Source organism: Bradyrhizobium murdochi (assembly GCF_000472965.1).
Classification (GTDB): Bacteria; Pseudomonadota; Alphaproteobacteria; order Rhizobiales; family Xanthobacteraceae; genus Bradyrhizobium; species Bradyrhizobium murdochi.
This window is the reverse complement of sequence record NZ_AXAU01000022.1, coordinates 1-24,710: the sequence shown is the minus strand read 5'-3', so window position 1 is coordinate 24,710 and position 24,710 is coordinate 1. Positions and strand designations below refer to the sequence as shown.

Genomic DNA, 24,710 nt, shown 5'->3' with positions numbered 1-24,710 from the left:
AAGTTTGACGCAAGCACGGCCGACCGGTTTCAGAAACGGTTCTGTGCTAGCACGCCGTCATCACACGAATGGGATTCATGAGCTTCCGACGAGGCAGATCTGTCCTTGAGCGAACGCGATTTTCTGTCTCAAGCACGCAGCTTGCGCCTATCGCCTTTGGGGCCCGACTAGCTTTCGCCTCTCAAAGGATCGAATCCCGCGACCCAAGCGCGCGAAGCGACGTTCTCGTCGCCCCGAACGGACCGAGGAGCACATCTAGTGGACAAGTCCAACAAACAATCAACATTTGAAGAACACTTCGATCAAGGGCAGGCGGTAAAAGACGGGAAATGGCATCACGGCCTGAACCGCGAAGATACTCAGCGCGCCCCTCGCAAGGTCCAAGTTCGCAGATTTGTCAGAGAGGCTGCCCTCGATTCAGTCCCGGTTGCGCTTCGCGCTCTGATATTGATCAACTGTGGAGCTGGGCTTGCAGTCTTGTCATCTCTCGAAGGCGTAGCAACCAGGGCCACAATCGATCTGAGCCTTATCGGCGGCCTCTCTTCAGCAGCGATGTACTTCGCGTTGGGGGCTGCGCTCGCTTTCCTTGCAATGTTCGCCGGCGCCGCTGCTGAAATGGCGGTTTCGAGGCTCAGGACTTGTGAGCCACAACGGATCCAAGAGGCGCGCCGCTTGCGCGCTGCGAACGCCGCGCGCATTTGCCACGTCTGTTCGTTTATTTCCGCGCTGGCCTCGCTAGCTTTATTCGCTTCTGGAATGGCCGAGGCGAGCTCCACACTCCCAATGCTTCTGCAGAGATGAGCTGCCCAACCGCCTTTGGACTTGACTAGAACCGAGCTCGCTGAGAACTGCCAGGAGCCCTCGCCCATGCAGTGCCCGAAATGCAACTCCGATGACTGGTGCGAAATCGCGTCACATGATCCCTGGAGCGGTCGACCGATGATCGCCTGCAATGTCTGCGGCGAATATACTGTGCACAAGCCGGCCGAGCGCGAGGAGGCGTACGCGGTTATTGCCGGCGCCCTGACTGGCGAGCACCAACACGACGCGCCGGCTGATGCGGGCAAGATCCTGGATGCCTTGGAGAATGCTGGTCTAACGATCACGCGCAGCTGAAAACGAAGACTGACCCGCCCATGAACCACACCGTTCTAAGCCCGCAGACCAGACATCCCGCGCGCCGAAAAACGGGGACTATCGAGGCGGTGCGTGATCGTAATGCGAGGCTTCACGCCGCTATCACCGATCTGAAGCGGCAGGTCGAGCGAGTGGCATCGAGATCCAGAAGCTAAAGGACTTCCAGACACTGCCTAGCGACTGCTACGAGTTCTCGACTTCGCGCCTGCCTGTGCCGAATCTTTGTCGTGAGCAGCCGGTAAGCGATCGCGATCGTCTGTGGACGCTCCTGATGACGATTGCACCCTCGTCTCGAGCCCATCTGGCACGACAACGCTAGGTGCCGTGACGATCTCGATGAGAAGCATCTTAGGATAACTATTAACGTACGGGCCGTACGGCTGTTGTCGGCGATAGTCGTCCAGCCATGTTCGTCAGCCCAAGGGAGGATGAGTTCTTGAGTCTGTCCTGAAGGCTTAATTTGGCGTCGATCTCGATCGGTTCGATAGCCAGCATGAATGTCGGAAAGCGTCACGATTTGCGCGGGGACGGCTGCACTCGTGGCCGCCGCGCACGGGCCCGCTCCTTGGCCGCCAAGATTTCTCGGTCGTCCTGGTCGGCCTGGAAACACCCGCCGACCGTGTTTCAATGTCAGATAACTACCTTGGGAAGTGGTTTCTCAGACGGCGGCGGGCTGCACTTGATCGCTTGCGTCCCCGTCACTCTGGAAGGCGCGAGATTGCATATTGGGACGGCGTAATTGTTTCAGCCAAGCCACTAAAAGGGATTGAACCTGACGCTGCGTCAGGTTGTAGGAATCAATTATGACCAAACCTACGCCACGCAAGCCATGGGTACCGGCTGACCCGCCAGCCGGGTCGCCGTGCGCATGAATGCCAATTGAATCGACCTTCCGCTGATGAAGCCGGACGGCTGGCAGATCATGTCGCCTGTCGATTTCGCATCCGACGAGGGCAAAGAGCTGAAAGAAGAGCCTCACCCCATGTTGTGCGACAAACAGCGCGGCCTTTGTCACTAAGCTGGAACATGGGAGCTACCTTCGCCCTGGCGAAACGCTCGCAATAGCTACAACTAACCACGTTCGAAAGCACGATGGACGCCTTCAAATCGATTATTGGCAAGGTCGCCAGTGGCGCCACGTTGACCTGCGAGGAGACGGCATCAGCTTTTGACAGCATGATGTCGGGCGAAGCCACACCCTCGCAGATGGGCGGACTTCTGATGGCTCTGCGGGTGCGCGGCGAGACGGTGGACGAAATTGCCGGCGCCGCTTCCGCGATGCGGAGTAAGATGCTGCGAGTCAATGCGCCGCACGATTGCGTCGACATTGTCGGTACTGGCGGCGACGCTTCGGGCTCGGTCAACGTGTCGACCTGCGCCGCTTTGATCGTCGCTGGTGCTGGTGTGCGGGTGGCCAAACATGGCAACCGCGCACTGTCCTCGCGCTCGGGCGCTGCTGACGTGTTGGCATCGCTCGGTGTGAGGATCGACATCGCCCCTGAAGACATCGCTCGCTGCGTGCGTGAAGCCGGCATCGGCTTCATGTTTGCGCCGGTCCATCATCCCGCTATGAAGCACGTTTGGCCGACCCGGCTTGAGCTTGCGACCCGCACCATCTTCAATCTGCTCGGACCGCTGTGCAATCCCGCGGGCGTCAAGCGACAGATAGTTGGGGTGTTTTCGCGGCAGTGGGTGCTGCCTTTGGCGCAAGTGTTGAAGACTCTTGGCGCTGAGTCGGTGTGGGTGGTGCACGGCTTGGACGGACTTGATGAGCTCACCTTGACCGGCCCGACCTTTGTTGCCTCGCTTGAGACCGGCGAGATCCGCACCTTCGAAGTGACCCCGGAACAGGCCGGTCTCCCCCGCTGCGCCAGCGGGGCACTGAAGGGCGGCGATGCCGATGCCAATGCAGTGGCGCTGCAAAACGTGCTCGACGGCACCCCAAGCCCGTATCGCGATATCGCGCTTCTCAATGCGGCCGCGGCATTGATCGTGGCCGGCCGTGCCAAAACCTTGAAGGAAGGCGTCGCTCTTGGCCAGAAATCGCTTGGTAGCGGTGCCGCGGCGGCGCGATTGAAACACCTAATCGCAGTATCCAACGCTTAACAGCCGAGCCTAACCGATGTCCGATATCTTGACAAAGATCAAAACCTACAAGCGCGAAGAGATCGCAGCCGCCAAGCGCGCCTTGCCACTTTCAGAGGTCGAAGCGCTTGCGCGGCAGGCCTCGCCCCCGCGGGGTTTTCTCGCCGCCATCTGCAACAAGCACGCAGCAGATGAATATGCGCTGATCGCCGAGATCAAAAAGGCCTCTCCCTCCAAAGGCATTATCCGGAGCGACTTCGATCCGCCCTCGCTAGCCAGGGCCTATGAAGGGGGCGGCGCGGCCTGTCTGTCGGTCCTGACGGACACGCACCTCTTCCAGGGGCACCCTGATTTCATGGTCGCGGCGCGCGCGGCAACATATCTTCCGGTGCTGCGCAAGGATTTCTTGTTCGACACCTATCAGGTGGCAGAAGCGCGCGCTCAGGGGGCCGACTGCATCCTGATCATCATGGCGGCGCTCGAAGACGAAGCCGCTCGTGAGATAGAGGCTGCGGCCATGGCCCATGGTATGGATGTGCTGATCGAGATCAACGACGTCGACGAGATCGATCGGGCGCTAAGACTTCGCTCGCCGATGATCGGCATCAACAACCGCAACCTGCGCACCTTCGAGACCTCTCTTACGATCAGCGAGGCGCTGGCGCCGCTCGTACCGAAGAATCGCGTGATCGTCGGCGAAAGCGGTATCCGCTCACAGGGCGATGTTCTGCGTCTTGCGCGGCTTGGCATTTCGACCTTCCTGGTCGGAGAAAGTCTGATGCGGCAGGCTGATGTGAGGGCGGCGACCCGCGCGCTGCTCTCGCGCGAGGCGGCGGTTTCAACCGGAGCGCAGTGATGCGCGCAAAACCGCCCAGCCAAGCTCCCTCCGCTCCGAATACTGCTCGGCGTCGCCGCTGTTCGACGACGGCTATTCAGCATTCAGAAGGTCCGCGGAACTCAATCACGTCAGCCCGGAGCCGTGGTCTCCCCTGCTTTGAGAGGGCCGATAAGTGCAGCTGGTGATGGAGAGGCGAAATGCACCGTTTGAACGAAATAGCGGTGCCCTAGCCCAGGGATTTTAAACGGTAGAATCATGGAAACTTTTCAAAAATCGAGACGGAGATTCGTCAGATGAGTGCGGTCTATGCTCGGAGCAGCGCGCTTTTCGGGCTGCAGCATGCGAACCGCATCAGTCCTGCCGAGCTGATCGAGGCCATGGCGGCGCCGGACAGATCGACCGCCGCTCAGATCGCCAGAGCCGGTGCGAAGCGCCCCACCGAGATCATCGAAAAGATAGGCGGCTCGGTGATTCGCGCTTCGCGCTAGAGCGCCAAAGAGGCAAACAATGATGTCTTGGCAGACAGATACGGTACTCGCATCGATCGCGGTGATCGAACTCATGTTTCGTAAGCTTCGTGAAGTGATCGATACAGACGACTCGATCCCGCCTGAGCTGCGGCTTTCGTTGCACACGACGCTGGATGAGCGTCTTATCTCCGGGAAAAAGCGCCTTCTCGACAGTATCGGCAGACAAAATGGCGCGGGGGCGACGCCCATGTCACCACCGAGGAACAATTTGCAGTGAATGATGCCCCGCGCGGACAGATCACGAAGGGCCAGCCCTTCGGGCGTACTGGCACCCTGCCCGTCGCTGTTCCCGCCCTACGACACGAGGAAGTAGAACGTACTCGATCTGACGCGGAGGCGCGACGAACGTTAATATCCAAGCGGAGCCAGCTGTTGTGTTCAGCTGCATCGCCAGATCAGTCAGATTACAGGTGCGACCAAACGCGAACAGCGCGGAGGCCACTTCGCGAAGCAACGCAATCTCCGCATGCCTCAAAGGTTCGAAGTCAAACGCCACTCTGGAGCTAGCCTATGAGCTGCCAATCGCCTCCCCGTAGAAGCGATATTCGGTCCATCGAGGCGATCGAGTTTCGCCAAGCCATGCGAAATCTGGCGAGCGGCGTGTCCATTGTAGCGACCGGAACGGCCGACGGACGGCGCGGCTTAACTGTCAGCTCTATTACCTCGATCTGCATGGAGCCTCCCTGCCTGCTGGTCGGCATCAATGCCAGTTCCGAAACTCACGACGCGATACTCGCCAACGGCACTTTTGGCGCGAGTCTTCTTGGCGGCAATCAGCAGGACCTCGCACTGCGTTTTGCCGGCCGGCACGGCGCAAACGGTGCCGACCGTTTCGATACAGCGCCATGGGATCAGGGCGTCCTTGACGTACCGGTTCTGCAAAGCGCAGTTTGTGTGCTCGAATGCGTCTTGCATCATTACCAAGTCGTCGGCACCCATGGCATCTTTGTCGGCCGGATTGTCGCAACGCGATCAGCTCAAGGCAATCCACTCATCAACTTCCGTGGGGAGCTTCGAACGTTACTGTACGGCTGAGTGCGTGTTTTCACCGCAACATCGCTATTCGTAACGAAAACTCTACGGCTAGGCTTATGTTGAAAGCCGCAATGAAGGATCCGATTTATGATCATAGAATGCTCGCCGGAGGGGGAAGTGCAACTGGCGGAGCGCTTCGATTTTTGCGGGTTCAAGCTCGTCTTGAAGGGCACGCATGCCGCTAAGCCGTCAGACTTGAATGGGATCACGCTCGTTGACCAGGACAATGCGCTGGTGCCTGTTGATTTAGTGCCGATCCTGCCTGGCTTCCCCAAGGACAACGAAACTTGGGAAGCCGCCTACGCCAAGATGGTCGCAAGCGCGCGTGAGCGCGGCTAGATTTACGCTAAAGCAAATGCGATTCGCGCACATATCGAAAGAAGGTTCTGATCAGAACAATCCGAGGCAGCTCGCATCCTGAGTTCGTGCCCTGCATGCACCCTCGCCCCTATCTGTCTCGATAGCGGCTCTTTTTGGCAGCTCGGCTTCTTACCCAGAGGCGAACCGCATGATGGCGGCGAGAAGATCAGCCCTGAATGGCAACTCTATACCGATCAGCTGCGCCGCTCGCCAAGACGGCGCCTTTAAGGCCTTGGCGATGAGTAAAGCGCGCCCGGCCCGAACCAGATCCTATGAGGAACTGGCGGCGCATTTTTCAATTTTCGTATCATCGCTGCTCCCGGCCGCTTGGGAGTTTGAACATATTCACACGACGGCCGCCCAAAAGCACTTGAATCGCACGTGGCGTCAAATTGTAAGATCTCAAAATAGGTTGCGCCGGCTTCCGGCCGCGCCGCGCTCAATCCGAGAAGCGTGGTTTTTTGTCCGCACAGATCCCTGGGAGCTGGTATGGCGACAAGATCGCGCAAACGCATGAAAGTCGATTGGGTTGCAGAAGCAAGGAGCAAATTTCGCTCACTACGATCGGCGCGACATCGCAAGAGATTGCCGGCGTAGCTCGGAGCGGCAATGTGAAAAGACCTGACGGCTCCAGGACGGTCTTGCTAGTCAATCACGCTGAAGGCCAATGCCGGGCCATTGTCGGCCTCAAAGATGGAGATGCCGGAGCCGCCTATATGTGTGGCGAGCCTGTACTGAGAAGATCGCGCAGCGAACTCTCGTCATGGTTCGCTTATCACCATTGTCGGATGCACGCAGCCCCTGTCGAGCAAAACTGAAGTACGTGAGCAAGAGCCTACACTTTGAGTCTCCGGATTACATCCACCCTATCTGCCCCATGGCTTCGTCACAAGCTGCACTCTTGCAGATACCGGATGCGCCTCATCTAAGACAATAAAGCCGTAATCGACCCCTTTCGAGCGACGTTGAGGAGCTCTCATTGGCCGCTTCGGGAGGGAAAGTACTGTGCAAGCCAGGGAAAACGGAAGACTAATGGTTGATCTCTGCACTCTGATTGAGCGTAACGCGGCGTTCTCTCCCGACAAGCCCGCAATCCATTTCGAGGGCGAGACCTTAAGCTACGCGCTCTTCAATCAACGGATCGAGCAGGTCGCGCGCGCCTTAAAAAGCCAGCTTGGTGTCGAGAGAGGCGATCGGGTCGCGATCCTCAGCCTTAACCGGCCTGACCATCTGGTGCTGCTCTATGCGTGCGCGCGGCTCGGCGCAATGCTCGTGCCACTGAACTGGAGGCTTGCGGTCGCCGAGCAGCTCTTCATCCTTTCCGACGCCGCCCCCAGGGTGCTGGTGGTCGAACAAGCCTTCGAGGCACTCCTGCCGGTGCTGGCGGAGCAACTGCCGGATATCTTTGTCGTCGGCTTGGATTTTGTGCCCCTCGGCGGAAGTAAATGGGATGGCCTGCTAGAGCGAGGGCGCGGCGATGGTCGCAATCCGCACACGGACCTGTCCTGCCCGCTTCTGATCGTCTATACCTCGGGCACCACAGGGCGGCCGAAAGGGGCTGTGCTGCGCCAAGAGGCGTTGCTGTGGAATGGGGTTATGAGTCAGCACATGCATGGCCTCACCTCGGCTGACCATGTCTTGACAGTGTTGCCGCTGTTCCACGTGGGGGGCCTCAATATCCAGACGACGCCAGCATTGCATCACGGCGCGACGGTTACGATCCACACGCGGTTTACGCCAGAGGCGACGCTTGCTGCGTTCGAGCGCGAACGGCCAACTCTAGCCGTGCTGGTGCCTGCCACGATTCAAGCCCTGACCGAGCATCCCCAGTGGTCGACCACCGACCTGACCTCACTCAGAGCAATTTCCACCGGCTCAACCATGGTGCCGCAGCACCTGATCGAACGCTTTGTCACACGCAGAGTACCGGTGCTGCAGGTGTATGGATCGACGGAGACCTGCCCAATTGCTGTCTATACGAGGCTCGGCGGTGATCTCTCACGTGAGGGTACGACTGGCCTGCCCGGCCTTTTCTGCGAAGCGGCAATCATCGATGATGGGGGCAACAAGCTGCCGCCAGGCACCCTGGGCGAGATCGCCGTTCGCGGGCCTAATGTCTTCTGCGAATATTGGGGCAATCAAGAAGCAACGCGCGAGGCGCTGCATAACGGCTGGTATCACACTGGCGACATCGGCCGCCGCAATGCCGATGGGTATTTTTGGGTCCATGATCGAAAGAAGAATCTGATCATTTCCGGTGGGGAAAACATTTATCCGGCGGAAGTCGAGCGTGTGCTTATGGAGCATCCCGATGTTGCAGAATGCGCTGTCGTCGGTCGGCCCGATTCGCGCTGGGATGAAGTACCAGTCGCCTATGTGATCAGGCGGTCGGGCGCGCGGATTGAAGCGGAAGCACTGACCGCGCATATGCAGTCGCAGCTCGCCCGTTTCAAAGTGCCGCGCGAAATCATTTTCACGGAAGAATTGCCGCGAACGGGGTTGGGCAAGATCCAGCACTTTATGCTGAAAGAGCTCGATGCGCGAAGCCAGCAGGGAGGCACCAAATGAATATCGCGGATTGGGTCTGGCAATATTTCCCTTGCTACCCGCAGGCGATCTTCCGTCTCAAGCCCACTGAGCCGTTTCGATCAACTGTTCTACATGAATACGCTGCCGTACGTTCATCGTAGTGCGGGCTGCGCTTCCGTCGCAATATGCCAAGTACCACGGAGCTCGTTGATGCCGCGGATCCTAATTATGAACGCCGGTACCGCCCAAATGTCGGGTGCCGATCTGACGGCAATCCAACTTTCGCTTGCAGCCAAGTCGGCCTGGCGCTCCGTATGGTTTGCACAAGCGGGCGACCTAATTGTCTCTCCGGTAGCGATCCCAAATGACCTGCTTCACTACGTTGGCGCGACGCTAAAGTTCGACCCATCGACTGTCCTGGTGCTCGCGCCAGAAAACGCGCACGAGACCCAAGTCCTTTGTGACTTCACTCTGCAGTCCAATACAATTGTTGAACAAATCTGCCGCCACATTCGTGAGAAAACGCATTGGGAACTATGTGCTTGCTATTCTACCGAAGGCGTTGCACGCTTAGCGGCAATGCTCGGCATAAAGCAGAACGGGAACGACTTCGCGCTGCAGCGAGGCCCTGATCTATTGAATCGCAAAAGCCACTTCCGTCAATTGGCAACAAGCGTCGCGCTTCCGTTGCCCAGTGGATGCATAGCAACAAGCTCAGAAGAATTGTTCAGAGCGGTCAACTCCCTAAAGTTTGAAACCGGCAGCGTTATTGTAAAGTTAGATAATGGAGCTGGCGGGGTTGGAAATGTCATATTAACTGGCAAGGAGAGCGCTCCACTACCTGGGGCAAGGGAGACCCGGCGGGTCCTTTGGCCGTCGTTTGATCCTGATCAACTTTGGTCTGAGATGACAACCGCCTCATGTAAAATAGTGGTCGTAGAATCATACCACGTGGCTCGTTCTCTGTTCTACCTCGAGTTTGAAATCGAGGAAAATGGTTCAATCGCATACGTCAACAGTGGAAACATACGTCTGCATCGAAGCGAAGATCGGGCCGAAAGAGCTCTCGTCTGGACTGGTCTAGAGCTTCCGAGCGACCTGAGCAATGAGCAGCACTCCACCGCTTACGCGCACGCCTATCGATTTGTGGAGCTTGCGCGGACATTGGGTTACCGCGGAATGATCAACATAGACGCCATTTTCTCGATCGACGGGCGGCTGCTGTTTAATGAAGCGAACGGTCGGTGGGGCGGAGGCTCGGTACTGCACAGCATTGCTGACCGGTTGCTAGGAGCGGACTATTCCCATTCCTACGTGATTTCATCTGTGCGGAATGTCCGACTAAACTCCCTCCGAACGGCGCTTGATTGCTTTGTGGATGAAGGATTGCTATTTGATAGCATACACAAGGAAGGCGTTATTCCGCTTGCCGCCGACCAAGAGGCAGGCACGGTGGAATGTCTTGTGATCGCGCGCGACAGGCTGGTGGGCCGGAATTTCGAGCGTCGATTATTGACGATGCTCTGATTTGGATCACCGCCCTATGTAGGCTCTTGAGGATGCTTTCTGCGGTCCATTTGTTCCAGCTTGAAGAACATCCCTATTTCCAACCATATGCTGAAGCCAAGGTGCCCTAAGGAGATGGCAAAGCACTCTCTTCCAGGTTTGGCGCGGCACTGTCGATTGTTCCATGCCAAACCCAAGTTGTTCGGCGCACCAAACTTGTCACGGTTCCTATACCACAACCGTGCAAACGTGCCTCGACGCGCGGAGCACCAGAATGCCGGAGCGATGCAGAGCGCCATCCAACTCTGCGGGCATTGGCGCCGTTCTTCAGTTGATCAAAGTAGTTAGGCAGATCGGCTGGCCGCAGAACACCTTCTCCCGGATATGAGCGCCCAGTTTTACCATCATTGCGCCAGTGGTTCGCGTTCCCCTCTCCTCTTCAAGCAGCAGAACTAGCTTTAGTCTGATAACTTAACGTCCAGCATCACTGAACAGAGGACAGCGACGGGCGACGAAGACCACAAGTATCTTCGTGTCGATACTGCTTCGTCTAGCTAGAGAATGCCGGCCTGCATCCATAGACCTCATTCGCACGCCATTATAGTCCGCGCCATCTAGCTAGCCGACCTCATGCGCGAGCGGCATGGTTTTCGATTATCCGGCGGTTTGCACCGCCGTATTTTGAGCAAAAGTAGACGAGTGACCGACGCTCCCCGGCGTTCACCTGCCTAACCTCATGCCAGAACCTACATGTGGTGATAAGGACGTTTCCCAAGGTTGGGCGAAACACTTGGCGTTTGCGGTCGGTTGGATATACGACGAACTCACCACCCTCGAAATCTGTCGCGAGCTGAACAATCACAGAATACTCGAAGTCGGGGTCGCTCTCAGCATCCAAATGGATGCCAACGAAGGAACCAGGCGGCATGCGATGCATTTGGCATCGGCGAATGACGTACTCTGATGATGCTCCGAAAATCTTCCTGAGCGCAGAGACCCGCTCTGTCCTTTCAAGTAGCTCGATGAGCTGCGCTGAAGCAGTACCATTCACGTTCCTCGGATTACGGCCAGCGTGATCTAGGCGCACTCTTTTCACAACAATGTTGTGAGAATCACCGGCATCTCCCTTCCGAACCTTTTCTTCGGGAATGTCGGACTGCAGCTGATCGATCCTCGTCAATTCGTCTTTGGTGAACAGCGTCTCGGGGGCAATCAGGACCGTACCTTTATCCGCCAGCTCTGAGCGGTACTTTGCGAGGGCTTCCTCTGAAAGCAGACCAAGTGTATCACTCATTGTGCGCGCCTTTCCGATTCACTCAAATTCGACTCTTCTAATCCGCCTGCAACGAGCGGATCGCCAGATCCCAATTCTCGCCGTCGAAATCATCTATTCTTATGCTTTCGATCGTCGCTCCATCTAGGCATCGAACATTTACGCTGAATCCTGAAGGATTCGATCGCGGCCGATAAAATGGCTTGATGCCGCAAACCCGACAGAACGTATGCCGAGCGATGTTCTTATTGAACTGGTATGTAGTGAGGAGTTCTTCGCCGCATTCAATCCTGAGCTTGTCGTCGGCAACGAGCATGTGCAAAAATCCAGACATCTCGCAGATTGAGCAATTGCACTTCACTGCAGAAATCTCTGCTGGCGCTCGTACGTAGAACTTCACAGACCCACAGTGACAGCGGCCACTGTGTTCAACCTCCGGCTGATCATCTCCGTCAAGCGAGTCAATTCCGACTAGATTGCGGCACCACTCTAGGCTGAGACCATACGCGCGGTCGAATTCATCCAAGAAACGGCTATTGCAGTCGGCAGGGACCAGTTCGCTAATGAGCCTGCTTGTCATTTCTCCGTGATATTTCTCCGCAGGATCCTCGCCGCCGACATGGAGCTGGAAATACTCAAGATCGTTAGATCGAGCATCAAAGGTTCTGACTAAAGTGGTCCAAAGTGCCTGGATCATTGCCGCAGCATGTAGCTCAAAGGCAACCATGTAGGCGCAGCGCATTATGGGGTCTCTCGATGACAAGCCATGATATAGCGCGCGCAAGTACCGGCTCGTTGTGGCGCTGTAGTTAGGCTGTACTGCTCGGCCAAGTAGGCGCCACGCATCTCTTTTAAAGAGCTTTGAGTGGAAGTTTTCTGTGTTCAGAATACTGGGTAGCGCAGCGTTGCCGCCTTGTAGAACCCGACTATGACCTCCCGTTTCATCCCAGCAGATAAAATTTGCGACCACACTGGTCAGCTCAACGTCCCTCGGGAGATCTCGATTGCGATGTATTGCGTCGAATATGAGATCCTTTTGCGATCCCGCCTGCAGGTACGGGAACGCTTGTGACATCGCTAAGTATTCAGGTAGCAGACTGGCAACCCGATCTTTGGACATCTCCGCAGCGAACGGATGGGGACCAAGCAGAGCCCGGGCTCGGCTAGCCAAGTGCTCGCCAACTGGTATCTCTGAAGGTTGTTGCAGCTTAGAAGGAGAAGCTTGGGACAACGTCATTCGAACCCGGGCATGCAGAGAGAGAGAGACTCACCGGTTCTTCGTCCGGCATACTATTTGTTGACCACAGTCAGGCAATTTGCATGCCATCACGCAGCGAATCGATAATGTTCTGCTTTTCGAGACGCGGCCGTTGACCTTACGCGTGTCGGGCCCCCGATACGCCAGGATCGCGGCGATTGATCGGCTGCCTTGTTGCGGATCGCGCTGATCAAGCATGACGCCCGCCGCAATTGCATCGCGCTTCGCGCCCGCCGATCAGCCCGGAGCTTGGCTTAGATCGAGCGCGATTTTAAAGACTGCAATCGAGAACACCGCGCTCGGCCCGCTGGACAAGAGGAACGCCTCTCACCGTGACCAAGAGCGGAACGAGGGAGTCCGGCCGGCTCAGGCTTCGCGACGTCATCACGCTGCAGTTCAGACGCAGACCGCAGACGAAGAACGCGCGCAAGACTATTCGTCCAGTACGTGTTGATCATTGCCCGGAAGGCGAAATCGCGATTGCGCCTTTCGCCGGACATCTCCATTTTTCGCCTATCTCGCCGGCCTCGGTAAGATCAATTACCTGCTCGACGTTGAGGTGTCGGCTCCTCGTGTGACAAGATCTCGTGGAAGGACTCAAGCTGGTCAGGAACAGCCGCTAGAAATGGCAATGAGCGGGGGGCCGCTCTCCTCGGGTTCTCCGATAAGTCGCTGCTTGTACTGCATCAAGTCGGCCCCCATCGTGCCTGCGCGTTGTCGTTTTCAGCCGTCGGGCTGGAGACGTCTATGTGCGGAACCCGACAGGAAGGCGCAATTATTCCACCGGCGCGTCGCCAAGCACATGGTTTCGCCCCTCTGCACCAAGCTCGCACAACGCCTTTTTTGGCACCCCTATTGCTGGGACACGGTGGGGATACACTACGACCACGGCCGGTTTCGCAGAAACGGCCTCGGAGTTCAGATGAAACTCGCTCGATCGATCCAAATCGATGCCATAGACGCTGCCGTGTTGAGTGCGGTCCCGCCGATTGAAGCTTGGCAGCATCCTTCGCGGGTGCCGCTGTCGTTCGCCCAGCACGGGCTTTGGCACGATGTCGCGGATGAAGTACCTCGCGAGCCGCATTGCAGTGACGTATCTCGGCAGCGTCGTGGAGATGTCTAACACACGCGATTGTTCGCGACGCCTTGCATCCTTACGCGAGCCTGACCGATCGCCGTCGCGTGCCCGATAGCGAGGCAAAGCGAGGCGACTTCACCGTAGCCGGGCGGAATCCCAAACTCTATGGATTCCGCGCCCGGATGCAGGCTGCGGGGGCGTTCTCATTTGAGAAGCCCATCTGAGCAGAAAGACCGCCCGTGAAGGAGGTCGCGTCCGGGCGATTCGTCGCCTGTCATCTTGGGTCAGAGCCGGTCGCTTGACTTCTGGTCCGTCACAACAAGGAGAAGGATGAATTATGGCTGTTGTCCGATTTGTATTTGCCGCATTAAAGCCGGGTGTCAGCGCGGCAGACTATGAACGCTTCGAACGCGAGGTGGACTATGTCACCGCCGCCAAGATGAAAACTATTGTCAACTATTGTACGCACCGCATCACCGAAACCGGAACTGGCCTATCGGGCGGCCCGTGGGATTATGTCGAGCGCATTGAGGTGACGGATCGTGTGGCCTATCAAGCTGAATTGGCTGTGGTCGGCAAGGAAATGATCGACGAACTCTACGAGAAGTATCTCGGCAGATCCAAGACAGTGTCGGTCTGGACGGAACGCATCAAACCATGAGTTTGGCGGGGGCGGGCTTCATCGGAAACGTGGCGCTCGTCATCGGTTCTTCCTCGGACGCCGGGAGGAGCTCGCGCGTGAATTCGCACCGCTCGGAGCGCATGTGTCCGTCGACTGTCGGACCATTTCGAAGCCGCGCAGTAAGTCGTCAGGGCCACTCGGCGGGAGGGACATGCGGCGAGCGCCTTCTGCTGCCGCTGAAGTCCAACAGGTTGCCACCGATGTGGCCGAGCAGCTCGGGATGGTTGCGATCCTCATCAATAATGCGCGACCATTTACCGACAATCCATTTCCTTCAATGGAGGAGCGCAGTGGGATGCGGTATTGGCTATAACCTCAAAGCACGATCCTGCTCGTGTAGCGCTTGCGCAGGCAATGATACCGCTCGGCTTGGGCGGGGTGCTCGACATCGGCGCCAGGGATCGGTCCGATCGCATTCGAATCTACGATCCAGCACCATATCCTTTCTGGTTGGAACGTAGTGAACCATGAATTTCGCCCGGCCTGCACGCGCGTCGATGTCGTCAGCTCGTCGCCGGAGGCGAGCGCGGGGATCGCGGTGATATGCGAGCGCTCCAGGCCGCCGATCGGGATCACGAGCTTGTCTTTGGACTTACAAGAATCTCGGCGCGACCTATCTGCACGACGTCCTTTCGCAGGCTCGCGTCGCATCCTGCGGTATGGATGCGGATGTTGCAATTCGACTCGCGGTCGTTCTCGTTCCTACCCGTGCAGCCCTGAAGATGGCGCTGCCGGCGGATGGATGTTGTCGCCGAAAGATCGGTCAAGGTCACGATTGCTCCGCGATTGGCTCCTCGCTGAACATGCAAAACAGACCCTGAAAACCTGTGCAACAGTCCGCCAGTCGCCGAAAATATGCCGAAAAGATAAGGCGCTTTCCGGCTGGTCGGTAGTGTCCATGATGGCAGATTCCCGGCCTGAATTGCAGTTGGGCTGGCGTGAGGTTTTCCGCAACCGGCCATTTCAGACGGGGAGGAAACTCACAGTGTCACAAACATTCATCCCGCACGCACCAACGGTCAAATCGCGCATCGGCGCGATTTTGCGTGCGACGAGCGGCAATTTCCTCGAGCAGTTCGATTTTTTTCTGTTCGGCTTTTACGCCAGCGCCATTGGGAAGGCGTTCTTCCCGTCTGAGAGCGAAACCGCTTCGCTGCTCAACACGTTCGGCGTGTTCTGGCTGGGCGCCTTGATGCGTCCGGTCGGCGCGATCGTGCTCGGAGCCTATATTGACAAAATAGGCCGTCGGCAAGGCCTGATCGTCACGCTCTCAATCATGGCAATCGGCACCGTAATCATCGCCTTCTGTCCCAGTTACGAGACAATTGGCATTGCCGCACCCGTTATCGTGCTGCTCGGACGGCTGCTACAGGGCTTTTCCGCCGGCGTCGAAGTCGGCGGCGTTTCGGTCTACCTGGCGGAGATCGCAACCCCGGGCAAGCGCGGTTTTTACACCTCGTTTCAGTCCTCCAGCCAGCAGGTCGCGATCTTTGTCGCGGCGATCGTGGGCTATGTGCTGAACGAATCGATGCCGGTCGAAACAGTAGCCGCCTGGGGCTGGCGCATCCCGTTCTTTCTCGGCTGCCTAATCATTCCGCTTATCTTTTTCCTCCGCCGCACGCTGGAGGAAACGCCGGAATTTCTAGCGATGAAGAAGCATCCCACGGCCCGCGAGGTCTTTGCCTCGGCACTCGCCAACTGGCGGATCGTCATCCTCGGCATGATGATGGCGATCCTGACCACAACGACCTTTTATTTCGTCACCGTTTACACGCCCACATTCGGCAAGAACATGTTGAAGCTGTCCTCCCAGGATGCGCTTTTGGTGACGCTTTTGGTGGCAGTTACGAACTTTATATGGAATCCAATTGGCGGCGCCGTCTCTGACCGAATCGGCCGCAAGCCGGTTCTGCTAGCAATTGCCGGCCTTGCGTTAGTGACCGCCTATCCGGCATTGCACTGGCTGGTAAGCTCCCCTACTTTCGGCAAGATGCTCGTGGTGGGTATGATGTTCTCGTTCTACTTCGGCATCTATAGCGGCACTATGCTGGGCGCTCTTGTCGAGATCGTGCCGAAGCATGTGCGCACAACCTGCTTCTCCCTGGCCTTCGCACTCGCGGCCGCCTTGTTCGGCACCTTTACGCCACTGGCCTCGACTTGGCTGATCGACCGGACCGATGATAAGGCTTCACCCGGCTTTTGGCTGATGTTCGCAGCCGTGCTCGGCATCATCGCGGCACTCACCGTCTATCCCGGGACCGCCAAGCCGTCGAGAGTTGCGAAGCCGTCGCGGCCTGAGCGGCCCAACAGCGTTTTAGGCGTGCAAGCCACACCGCACTAGCCGGCGGTCCGAACCGCTGACCGGGCGAAGCGTCGAGCTTCTGTGACATCGCGTTCTCCTTGTCTTCGGTGCCCCTGCCAGCATTCGTTGCTGGCAGGGCGGGAGTACGGCCGGACTACTTCATTGACGAAAGGTGCGGCTCGACGACGAGATTAAAATGGCTGTATTCGATCTAGTTCTTACACATGATCAGTTGTGATTTCCGGCACCACCAGAATGATCACAGTGTAGTCATCGCCGTTGTGATGGGCGCTCCCGCTATGGTCGCTTGATCCAGAGCCGAAATGAGAAAAACTTCATGCTCTATGACATTGAAGTGTAAGGTGCGCTAACTGGTGTTCAGGTGAGAGGGTTTAAGATCATGGAGCTTCTTTTTCAGCTCGGCCAACTCTCTCAACCTCGCCTGCTTATTGAAGAGCCACGTGGCCATGCCAACAATGCCGAGCGCAGTGTTGTGATGGCAGCTGAACTGGCAAACATATTCGTAGCGGTTCGCTCCGCTTCGCTTCCCGTTCAGGCGACGATGACAAAATGCCCGATCATACCACTCCAGCAGTTCAGCAGAGCGGCCAAACAGCTCCCGAATAAGGACATTGACCAATTTCTGCGAAAAGTTGGGCTAAACATCTTTTTAGCTTCACTTGCCGCAACGGCGCGACGGGGGGAGCGGGATTGGAGTGCGCGGCCAGATGGATCGAACCAACGAAGATCCTTGTTAGCGGCGCCATGGCAACTGCCCAATCGTCACCGAAACTTGAATAGCTCGCTATAGCGGCCAATGTCGCTAGCTCCATTCGGTGTCGCGGGCGCGGTTCGCCGGTGACCCGGGAGGGCCGCATTCGATGCGACCGTCAGCGGCAGTCTCGGCCTTGGTGTTCGACACGTAGCGGAGTGGCAACAGCATTCAGCAGGAGCGACTGCAGTGACGGACTTTCGTGAGGCCGCACCTTGATGTAGGCAGGTCGGGCGTCCGCAAATAACGGCTGTAGGACAGCTTGTCCTTAGCGTACCGAAAGTCACCTCACGAACACAAAGCTAATTGGGTGTTGCCGGCGTTGCGGCGGATGGCGTGGCGCCTGGCTGCCCTGCCGCTGGCGGCGGCGTCGCGCCCGATGGCGCGGTGGTCGACTGGGCTGCGGCCAGTGGGGAGCGGCCGACGATGACAGTGAGCAAACCCTGGCCCCACAGCCGCTGCGCCGCCTTCTTGGCATCCTCCAGCGTCACCGCATCGACGAGCGCGTTGTGCTTTTCAATATAGTCGATCGGCAGCTTGTCGAGCTGATACTGCAGCAGCGCCCGCGCAAGCTTTGACGAGGTATCGAGCGCCAGCATCTGCGAGCCCTTCAGGTACGACTTGGCATCATCGAGTTCCTGTTCGGTCGGGCCTTCCTCAGCCATGCGACGGACCTGCTTTTCGACCTCCTCCACGGTCTCGCCCGCGCGATCGGCGCGGGTGCCGGTATTGCCGACGAACAGGGCGGAATGATCCATCCACAAGAGCGTCTCATGGACGGAATAGGCGAGCCCGCGCTTCTCGCGGACTTCGCGGAACAGCCGCGATGACAGACCGCCGCCGCCGAGGATGTGGTTGACGACATAGGCCGCCATGAAATCCGGCTCGCTGCGGCGGACGCCGCGGCCGCCGAATGTCACGACCGTCTGCGGCACGTCGAGCGGAACGACAACGAGCTGCGGCGGCTTTGCCGCGACCACATCGGCTACCTGTGTCAACTCCGCCTTGGCCGGCAGGCTGCCAAAGGTCTTGTCGAGCAATTTGCCGAGGGCCTCCGGATCGACATCGCCGACGACGGCGATCTTGAGCGTGTCCTTCGCGATCACTCGGCGGACATAGTCCTTGAGATCGGCTATGTCGATTTTCGGGACGCTGTCCAGCGTACCATGAGAACGCCGCCCGTAAGGATGGCCGTCGAACGCCACCTCGAGGAACTTGCGATTGGCGAGCGAGCTCGGGTCGGTGGACTCGCGCTGCAAGCTCGAGAGCACGTGCGCGCGGATCCGCTCGACGTCCGGCCCGTCGAAATGCGGCGAGGTCAGCGCCATCCGCAGCAGGTCGAAGGCATCGTCCTTGTTGTCCTTGAGCATGCGCAAGGAGCCGCCGAACTGGTCGCGGGTCGAATGAAAGCTCAGCTCAATGGCGCGACTGTCAAGCCGCTCGTGAAAGGACTTGGAATCGAGGTCGCCAGAGCCCTCGTCGAGCAGGCCGGCGACCAGGTGACCGACGCCGGGCTTGTCGGCGGGGTCCTGGGTGGCGCCGCCGCCGAAGGCATATTCCATCGCGATCAGCGGGACGGTGGCGTCCTGCACGAACCAGGCTTCGATGCCGCCGGGCGAGACTAGGCGCTGGATCTTGATTGCGGCCTGCGACGGCCGGGAAGCGAGCATCGTCGTCAGCGCGAGCGCACTGCCGCCGATCAGAACCGAACGCCGTGTCAGAAAATTGGTCACGAGCGCTTCTCCTCGCTTTTGGGCGCAACATCCTTGATCAAGTAACCGGTCACCGAACGTTTCTTGTCGAGCCATTTCTGCGCCGCCTCGCGCACCTGCTCGGCGGTGACGGCGCGGATGCGATCCGGCCAGCTCCGGATGTCGTCGACGCTGAGCCCCGTGGTGAGCGCGCCGCCATACCGGACCGCAAGCATTACCTGATTGTCCTGCGAGTAGATCGCCCTTGCGATCAGCTGGGTCTTGACGCGTTCAAGGTCCTCGGCGCGCGCGGGGTTCTGCGCGAGATCGGCGATCACCTTGCCGATGGCGTCCTCGAGCTGAGAGAACTCGACGCCGGGCTTCGGCGTGGCCCAAATCATGAATTGCGAGGAATCGAGCGAGGTGCCCTCGTACCTCGCGCCGGTGCTGATGGCTAGCTGCTTGTCGATCGCCAGCGAACGATAGAGATAGGAGTTGGCACCGCCGCCCATCAATTGCGCGAGCACGTCCAGCGCAGGACTCTTGCCGGCGGTCGCAGTTGAAGCCGACGGCACGAGATAATAGCGGTGCAGGGTCGGCTGCTCGACGCGCGGATCGGACAATGTCACCGTGCGCGGGGCCGCCGCCGTCGGCTCCTGTGGCCGCAGGCGTTTTGCAGAGATTGAAGGCTGTGCGGGAATGTCGCCAAAATTATTCTCCACCATCGGGCGGATTTCATTGGGATTGACGTCGCCGGCGATGATCAGGATCGCGTTATTCGGAGCGTAGAAGCGCTTATAGAAGGCGAGCGCGTCCACGCGGTCGAGCTTCTCGAGCTCCTGGCGCCAGCCGATAATGGGGCGGCCGTAGGGGTGGTTGAGGTAAAGCGCCGCCATCATCTGCTCGGTGAGCCGCGCATCGGGATTGTTGGCGACGCGCATGTTGAATTCTTCGAGCACAACATCGCGCTCGGACAGCACGTTCTCATCTTGGAGAACGAGACCGGTCATGCGGTCGGCCTCGAATTCCATGATCTTCGTCAGCTGCTCGCGCGGCACGCGTTGGTAATAGCTAGTGTAGTCGGTCGAGGTGAAGGCGTTCTCGTCGCCGCCAACGCGCAGCAAGGTCTGGGAGAAGGCACCCGCCGGATGGTTGGCCGTGCCCTTGAACATTAGGTGTTCGAGGAAATGCGCAAGCCCCGACTTGCCCGGCGTTTCGTCGGCGGAACCGACCTTATACCAGATCATCTGCGTTACGACGGGCGTGCGGTGATCGGGGATCACTACCACTTGCAGGCCGTTCGCAAGCGTGAAGCTTGCAGGTCGCTCCGAAGCGACTGCGATCTGGGCTAGGACGCTCCTGTTTTCAGGAACGTCTCGAAGCCTGGGATTGCTGCTATTATCCTTTTTGTATTCGACTTTGTGTTCGACCGCCAGCGCGGTGGGCGTCATCAAGGCCATTGCAATAGTTGCCGTGCCTAGCACCCTGGTTGTCACCGAACTCCAATTCTTCATGGCATCGCCTTTGGTCGCATAGAGATCCACATTCTGCAGCGCACGATTCTGACAAAGCAGAGAGACGCACGCCGTTGGCAAACAAGGAGCAAAAGCCGGGCCAATCGCCTGATGCTTCCGCGCACGGGCAGCTGGATGCAAAACGAAGCGCCGCGCGTTCTTTCTCCCCGAAAGCCAAAGCCGCATTTGCTCAGTATCCGCCAACATGTTGCGAACACGACGTTGCACACGAAAACCCACGACAACTCGCCGCCTCGCGCTGGCTAAATCCTGCGACGCGACATACCGCGTAGAGCCTTGATCTCGCGCCAGAGGCTCTGCTCCGCTGTTTCGCGGCCGCGCCGGCGCCCGCCAGGAAACATCCATAGCTTGTCGCGGCGCCGGCGTACCAGGAGTACCCGGCCGCGCTTCGACGCCTGCCACCAGCATGTCCAAGCGATCATCGTTTCGGTCGATCAATATGCGGAGAAAGCGTTTGCGAGACTATTTCCTAAACAGGCCTCCCGGTTTCAGGGGCCGGAGTGACCAAATCCCGAGGACGGCGTCGTCTGGGTCTATGGCGCCGGCGAACACAGCGCCCTGGACTTCACCGACTTCGGAATCGAAAACCTGATCGAGCTCGTCCGGATGCACAAAGAAGATCCGACTTGGCTGGCGCTGGTCGCCCGATTAATCCAATCAGCCTGCGGCCTACGCCGGATAGCGTACCACCGAATGCTCGAAGTTCATGTTTCTGGCGTCCATGTTTTCGCTTGAGCCAGTGCTGATTCAGCGCCAGGCGCGCGGCAAGCGGAACCCATCGCCGAAGAGTCCGGTCCATGACCACACATCGCCAAAGGGTTTTGAGTCCGACTTCTGCTCCCCCGCCTTTGGCCTGCCACCAGTGCGCGCGAAGTTCAGGATCGCCTTCGAGACGAGCTGGGGATGGGTGAGGAGAAAGTTGTCCGGCTGCGTGTGCATCAGCGCCGGCATATACTTGTACTTCTTCAGATCCTCATACAACTCATGCAACATCTTCTTGTACAGTGAAAAACTATTCGAGGTGCTGCGACCGCCGCGCGACTTCACACGAAAGATCGCTTCCGCGGCAATTCGTCCAGAGATCATCGCAACGTTCAGATGCCCGCGATGGCTAGTATTATTGAGTTCGGCGGCATCCCCAACCACCACCCAGCCCTTGCCGTAGAGCTGGGGTATGGTGCTGTAGCCGCGTTTCGGGATGAGGTGCGCGGAATATTCCTTAAGCTCTGAGCCGTTGATTAGCGACACCACTGACGGATGACGCTTGAAGCGATTGAGTAGCCCGTAAGGCGTTTCGCCCGTTCGCTGGAGATCGGAGACGAGGCAGCCGATGCCGACTGAGATGCACTCCCTATTCGCATAGATGAAACCAATGCCTGTCATGTCGCGAGAGATGGAGCCGGCGGCCTCGATCACGACCCCTTCGTCGCGATTTAGGTTGAAACGGGCTTCGATGGTCTCGCGCGGCAAAAGGTGCATTTCCTTGACCTGCAGCGCAACTTGATCGGGCCTCGGCCGCTCGCGCCAGCCCGCACGCGTCCCGAGGAAGCCATTGAAGCCCTCGGCGAGCACCACTACATCGGCGTGGATTATGCCATCCTGGCGGTCGGTACGCACCCCAATGACGCGGCCGTGGCGGTTCTGCGCCAGCTCCGTAACGGTAGTTTGGTACAAGACGGTGGCGCCGGCCTCCCTCACCTTCCCCGAGAACCATTTATCGAATAGCGCGCGGATAACGATATACCGGTTCGGTCGCTCATCGTTGCAGTGGTTGAAGCGGTATCGCAGCCCGATATGGGAGCGGCTATCCATTAACCAAAAGCGCTGCTCGACAAGGCGGCGCTCGAGCGGCGCGTCCTCGCGGAAATCGGGGGTCAGCTGTTCCAGGATGTCGGCATCGAGCATGGCAGCCTGCACGTTCTTTGATCCGGAATATTCGCCGCGCTCGAGCTGCAGTACCTTCATGCCACGCTTGGCCATGGTCAGCGCCGCCGCGTTGCCGGCCATTCCTGCGCCAACCACGATGGCATCGAACCTCTCTTCGATCATGAGCCTCTCCTTTGTTTAGTGCGCATGTCCTCAAAACGTGCGCTCGCCTGCGACGTGCTCGCGTGAATGCAGTGACCGCTCGAGGCGGCGACTTCACGGCCCAAGATCGTGGCTCGCAACAGCAGGAGTTCCGGCTTGTGGGTGTTGACAAGATCGGTCAACGCCATGCTGTAGGACTGGTTACGGTAATCTGCGAGCATGTTGTCGGCGACGAGATGGACAAGGTCTCGGCGTAGGAGAAGAATTCGACCGCGGCGCTGCGTCGCCCTCCGGACCGATCACGACCGCCGCGAGATCAAGCTTGCGCTTCTCGGCGAGCTTGCGGCCCGCGCCCGTCAGCTTCCAGGAAATTGGATGCACCTGCCCGGGCTCCTGTACGATGAAGACCCAGACATGCTTGTCAGCGCTGAAATGTCCCGGCAGCGCCTTCTTGACGGCGCGCCGTTCCGCGGGCAACACGGGAGCTCTCATCACATCGCTCATCGCCAAGACCCTTGAGATCAGGCATCGCGGGCTAGCGCCGCAAGGTCGGTTTCAAGCTTGGGCTGGTGCTTGAAGATGGCATCGATCAATGCTTGCGCCGGCTGCTCGCCGGCCTCTACCAGCACCGCCTTCTCAGCGCGCGCGGACGGCGCGAAGACACGCTTGACGACGGTCGGCGAGCCCTTGAGACCGCATTTGGAGATGTCCTCGACACCGGCCTCCTGCGCGCTCCACTTCACGATCGGCGCCCGGGCGGCACGCAATGCGTCGGCCATGGCGCCGCGGCGTATCTGGTTGGTTGCCTCCAGCATGGTAATGAGACACGGCAGCCTGGTGCGGAGCACCTGGACGCCACCTTCGGAGCGCCGTTCCGTTTCAATTGTGCGTGCGGTGAGATCCAGGGCTCTGATCTTTGCGACGTAGGTAAGCTGCAGCACACCGAGCCGCTTCGCGACGCCGGGCCCAACCTGCGCGGTATCGCCGTCGATGGTCTGCTTACCGGTGAAGATGAGATCCGGCGGGCCATACTCCTTGCCGATTTTGCGGATGGCGGTTGCCAGCGCGTAAGTCGTTGCCAGCGTATCAGCGCCCGCAAAGCAGCGGTCGGTGAGCAGTACGGCGCGATCGGCGCCAAAGGTCAGCGCTTTGCGTAATGAGTCCTCGGCTGATGGCGGCCCCATTGTAAGGACGGTGATCTCGCCGCCGAACTTATCGCGCAGCTCCAACGCGGCCTCGAGCGCGAAGAGGTCGTATGGATTAATGATGGTGGGCACGCCCTGACGCATGATTGTGTTGGTCACGGGGTGCACGCGGATCTGCGCGGAGTCGGGAACCTGCTTGATGCAGACGACGTTGTGCATGTGCTTCTCCAGACGTTGCAACGGCTGGCGAAGAGAACAGCAAGTGTCGTACCATTGCGCGACTTTCAAAATCAGGCAGCAATTTAATGGCTTTTGGGATGCTTGATGTCACTGTAGCCTGACGTTCGCCGACGGAATTGCGACATTCGTCGTGACTACGACAGCCAGGTTGGCGCGGCGTGATCTGCCGTTAATTGTATCAAGGAGAGCGGCCCAAAGACGAGATGCGCTTTGCTTGAGTTGATCCATACGCGATCCCGAGTCTTCGCAGCGGCCGCTGCGCTCACGGGAGCCCTGAGCCGACTTGCACGGGACTATGCTTCGCATCAGCGCCGCAATAAGCTTGCGGCGCCTGCGATCGCGAGGCACATGGCGGTCGCTTTCGAGCGCAGGCGCCGCATCGCGCAGCGTATCCATCCGAGCTAAGCCGCGGAGAGCGGATCACCTATTGGGGCTCGGGGTTTTCCTTGTGTATCCTGATGAGCTCGATCAGGTTCTCGATGCCGAAGTCGGTGAACGCCATGACGCCGTCGTCACCTATGCCATAAACCCAGATAACGCCGTCCTCTGTGTCCATTCCGTTGGCCACGTCCCAGAGCCAGTCCTCGTCTTCGCCGAGGTCGTTTGCGACGCGACCGATTGTGAAGACGGCATGAACTTTGTTGACGTGCATGGCTATGCCGCCTGAGTGCAGGGCACCGACGCGG

General features: G+C 58.6%; 20 protein-coding genes and 1 pseudogene. 12 read left to right on the top strand and 9 right to left on the bottom strand.

What is annotated here, in order from left to right; translation table 11 throughout:
• Positions 1-258: 258 nt before the first annotated feature.
• The 10 genes from YUO_RS0130475 to YUO_RS47325 all read left to right on the top strand — a co-directional run bounded on the left by YUO_RS0130475 (position 259) and on the right by YUO_RS47325 (position 10,041).
• On the top strand, positions 259-801 hold the full coding sequence (locus YUO_RS0130475; RefSeq protein ID WP_028350639.1) for a hypothetical protein: 543 nt from the start codon (positions 259-261) through the stop codon (positions 799-801).
• A gap of 138 nt (positions 802-939) precedes the next feature.
• Positions 940-1,116: a hypothetical protein gene (locus YUO_RS46650; protein WP_156434855.1), complete on the top strand. Its 177-nt coding sequence runs from the start codon at positions 940-942 to the stop codon at positions 1,114-1,116.
• 1,113 nt (positions 1,117-2,229) lie between these two features.
• Positions 2,230-3,243, top strand: coding sequence for an anthranilate phosphoribosyltransferase (gene trpD / locus YUO_RS0130460; protein ID WP_028350638.1), 1,014 nt, complete (start codon positions 2,230-2,232; stop codon positions 3,241-3,243).
• 16 nt (positions 3,244-3,259) lie between these two features.
• A complete protein-coding gene (gene trpC / locus YUO_RS0130455) occupies positions 3,260-4,078 on the top strand; it encodes an indole-3-glycerol phosphate synthase TrpC (RefSeq protein ID WP_028350637.1) in 819 nt (272 codons plus the stop codon).
• A gap of 275 nt (positions 4,079-4,353) precedes the next feature.
• Complete coding sequence (locus tag YUO_RS0130450) at positions 4,354-4,548, top strand: hypothetical protein (RefSeq protein WP_028350636.1); 195 nt, start codon at positions 4,354-4,356, stop codon at positions 4,546-4,548.
• A 19-nt stretch (positions 4,549-4,567) separates the two neighbouring features.
• The gene (locus YUO_RS42260) at positions 4,568-4,807 is read left to right on the top strand and encodes a hypothetical protein (RefSeq protein ID WP_035727991.1); all 240 of its coding nucleotides are present in this window, start codon (positions 4,568-4,570) and stop codon (positions 4,805-4,807) included.
• Positions 4,808-5,100: 293 nt separating this feature from the next.
• A complete protein-coding gene (locus YUO_RS45285) occupies positions 5,101-5,625 on the top strand; it encodes a flavin reductase family protein (protein ID WP_083754776.1) in 525 nt (174 codons plus the stop codon).
• Positions 5,626-5,742: 117 nt separating this feature from the next.
• On the top strand, positions 5,743-5,964 hold the full coding sequence (locus YUO_RS42255; protein ID WP_235782882.1) for a hypothetical protein: 222 nt from the start codon (positions 5,743-5,745) through the stop codon (positions 5,962-5,964).
• Between the two features lie 1,053 nt (positions 5,965-7,017).
• On the top strand, positions 7,018-8,553 hold the full coding sequence (locus tag YUO_RS0130430) for a class I adenylate-forming enzyme family protein (RefSeq protein WP_028350634.1): 1,536 nt from the start codon (positions 7,018-7,020) through the stop codon (positions 8,551-8,553).
• Positions 8,554-8,742: 189 nt separating this feature from the next.
• A complete protein-coding gene (locus tag YUO_RS47325) occupies positions 8,743-10,041 on the top strand; it encodes a preATP grasp domain-containing protein (protein ID WP_235782881.1) in 1,299 nt (432 codons plus the stop codon).
• A gap of 607 nt (positions 10,042-10,648) precedes the next feature.
• Here YUO_RS47325 and YUO_RS0130420 read toward each other — a convergent pair.
• Positions 10,649-11,314: a 2OG-Fe(II) oxygenase family protein gene (locus tag YUO_RS0130420; RefSeq protein ID WP_035727989.1), complete on the bottom strand. Its 666-nt coding sequence runs from the start codon at positions 11,312-11,314 to the stop codon at positions 10,649-10,651.
• A gap of 37 nt (positions 11,315-11,351) precedes the next feature.
• Positions 11,352-12,035: a GFA family protein gene (locus YUO_RS48080; RefSeq protein ID WP_235782880.1), complete on the bottom strand. Its 684-nt coding sequence runs from the start codon at positions 12,033-12,035 to the stop codon at positions 11,352-11,354.
• A gap of 1,931 nt (positions 12,036-13,966) precedes the next feature.
• On the opposite strand from YUO_RS48080, the gene YUO_RS0130405 reads away from it, so the two are divergent.
• Positions 13,967-14,290, top strand: coding sequence for a hypothetical protein (locus YUO_RS0130405; RefSeq protein ID WP_028350629.1), 324 nt, complete (start codon positions 13,967-13,969; stop codon positions 14,288-14,290).
• Positions 14,291-14,626: 336 nt separating this feature from the next.
• On the opposite strand, the gene YUO_RS0130395 is transcribed toward YUO_RS0130405, so the two are convergent.
• Complete coding sequence (locus YUO_RS0130395) at positions 14,627-14,887, bottom strand: hypothetical protein (protein ID WP_028350628.1); 261 nt, start codon at positions 14,885-14,887, stop codon at positions 14,627-14,629.
• A 322-nt stretch (positions 14,888-15,209) separates the two neighbouring features.
• Here YUO_RS0130395 and tcuC point away from each other — a divergent pair, with 322 nt between their 5' ends.
• On the top strand, positions 15,210-16,652 hold the full coding sequence (gene tcuC / locus YUO_RS0130390) for an MFS transporter (RefSeq protein WP_430649572.1): 1,443 nt from the start codon (positions 15,210-15,212) through the stop codon (positions 16,650-16,652).
• Positions 16,653-17,687: 1,035 nt separating this feature from the next.
• Here the strand turns inward: tcuC and YUO_RS0130380 are convergent.
• The 6 genes and pseudogenes from YUO_RS0130380 to YUO_RS0130335 form a co-directional block, all read right to left on the bottom strand.
• Positions 17,688-19,055 (bottom strand): M16 family metallopeptidase, encoded by a 1,368-nt coding sequence (locus tag YUO_RS0130380; RefSeq protein ID WP_235782888.1) that lies wholly within the window; start codon positions 19,053-19,055, stop codon positions 17,688-17,690.
• A 59-nt stretch (positions 19,056-19,114) separates the two neighbouring features.
• Positions 19,115-20,590 carry a M16 family metallopeptidase gene (locus YUO_RS42240; protein WP_235782879.1) on the bottom strand — a complete coding sequence of 492 codons (1,476 nt, stop codon included), beginning with the start codon at positions 20,588-20,590 and terminating at the stop codon, positions 19,115-19,117.
• A gap of 768 nt (positions 20,591-21,358) precedes the next feature.
• Complete coding sequence (locus tag YUO_RS0130360; RefSeq protein ID WP_028350624.1) at positions 21,359-22,660, bottom strand: FAD-binding protein; 1,302 nt, start codon at positions 22,658-22,660, stop codon at positions 21,359-21,361.
• A gap of 80 nt (positions 22,661-22,740) precedes the next feature.
• Positions 22,741-23,143 (bottom strand): annotated as a pseudogene (locus YUO_RS46640) (electron transfer flavoprotein subunit alpha); the annotation flags it as partial.
• Positions 23,144-23,160: 17 nt separating this feature from the next.
• A complete protein-coding gene (locus tag YUO_RS0130345) occupies positions 23,161-24,003 on the bottom strand; it encodes an electron transfer flavoprotein subunit beta/FixA family protein (protein WP_028350621.1) in 843 nt (280 codons plus the stop codon).
• A 445-nt stretch (positions 24,004-24,448) separates the two neighbouring features.
• On the bottom strand, positions 24,449-24,676 hold the full coding sequence (locus YUO_RS0130335) for a hypothetical protein (RefSeq protein WP_028350619.1): 228 nt from the start codon (positions 24,674-24,676) through the stop codon (positions 24,449-24,451).
• Positions 24,677-24,710 lie beyond the last annotated feature (34 nt).

Bases quoted from the DNA above. Each gene is read 5' to 3' on its own strand.
- YUO_RS46650 (WP_156434855.1), top strand. From the start codon at position 940: ATGATCGCCTGCAATGTCTGCGGCGAATATACTGTGCACAAGCCGGCC.
- YUO_RS0130360 (WP_028350624.1), bottom strand. From the start codon at position 22,660: ATGATCGAAGAGAGGTTCGATGCCATCGTGGTTGGCGCAGGAATGGCC.
- YUO_RS45285 (WP_083754776.1), top strand. From the start codon at position 5,101: ATGAGCTGCCAATCGCCTCCCCGTAGAAGCGATATTCGGTCCATCGAG.
- YUO_RS48080 (WP_235782880.1), bottom strand. From the start codon at position 12,035: ATGCGCTGCGCCTACATGGTTGCCTTTGAGCTACATGCTGCGGCAATG.
- tcuC (WP_430649572.1), top strand. From the start codon at position 15,210: ATGATGGCAGATTCCCGGCCTGAATTGCAGTTGGGCTGGCGTGAGGTT.
- YUO_RS0130430 (WP_028350634.1), top strand. From the start codon at position 7,018: ATGGTTGATCTCTGCACTCTGATTGAGCGTAACGCGGCGTTCTCTCCC.
- YUO_RS47325 (WP_235782881.1), top strand. From the start codon at position 8,743: ATGAACGCCGGTACCGCCCAAATGTCGGGTGCCGATCTGACGGCAATC.
- YUO_RS0130335 (WP_028350619.1), bottom strand. From the start codon at position 24,676: ATGCACGTCAACAAAGTTCATGCCGTCTTCACAATCGGTCGCGTCGCA.
- YUO_RS42240 (WP_235782879.1), bottom strand. From the start codon at position 20,590: ATGAAGAATTGGAGTTCGGTGACAACCAGGGTGCTAGGCACGGCAACT.
- YUO_RS0130380 (WP_235782888.1), bottom strand. From the start codon at position 19,055: ATGCTCGCTTCCCGGCCGTCGCAGGCCGCAATCAAGATCCAGCGCCTA.
- YUO_RS0130450 (WP_028350636.1), top strand. From the start codon at position 4,354: ATGAGTGCGGTCTATGCTCGGAGCAGCGCGCTTTTCGGGCTGCAGCAT.
- trpD (WP_028350638.1), top strand. From the start codon at position 2,230: ATGGACGCCTTCAAATCGATTATTGGCAAGGTCGCCAGTGGCGCCACG.
- YUO_RS0130405 (WP_028350629.1), top strand. From the start codon at position 13,967: ATGGCTGTTGTCCGATTTGTATTTGCCGCATTAAAGCCGGGTGTCAGC.
- YUO_RS42260 (WP_035727991.1), top strand. From the start codon at position 4,568: ATGATGTCTTGGCAGACAGATACGGTACTCGCATCGATCGCGGTGATC.
- YUO_RS0130345 (WP_028350621.1), bottom strand. From the start codon at position 24,003: ATGCACAACGTCGTCTGCATCAAGCAGGTTCCCGACTCCGCGCAGATC.
- trpC (WP_028350637.1), top strand. From the start codon at position 3,260: ATGTCCGATATCTTGACAAAGATCAAAACCTACAAGCGCGAAGAGATC.
- YUO_RS0130420 (WP_035727989.1), bottom strand. From the start codon at position 11,314: ATGAGTGATACACTTGGTCTGCTTTCAGAGGAAGCCCTCGCAAAGTAC.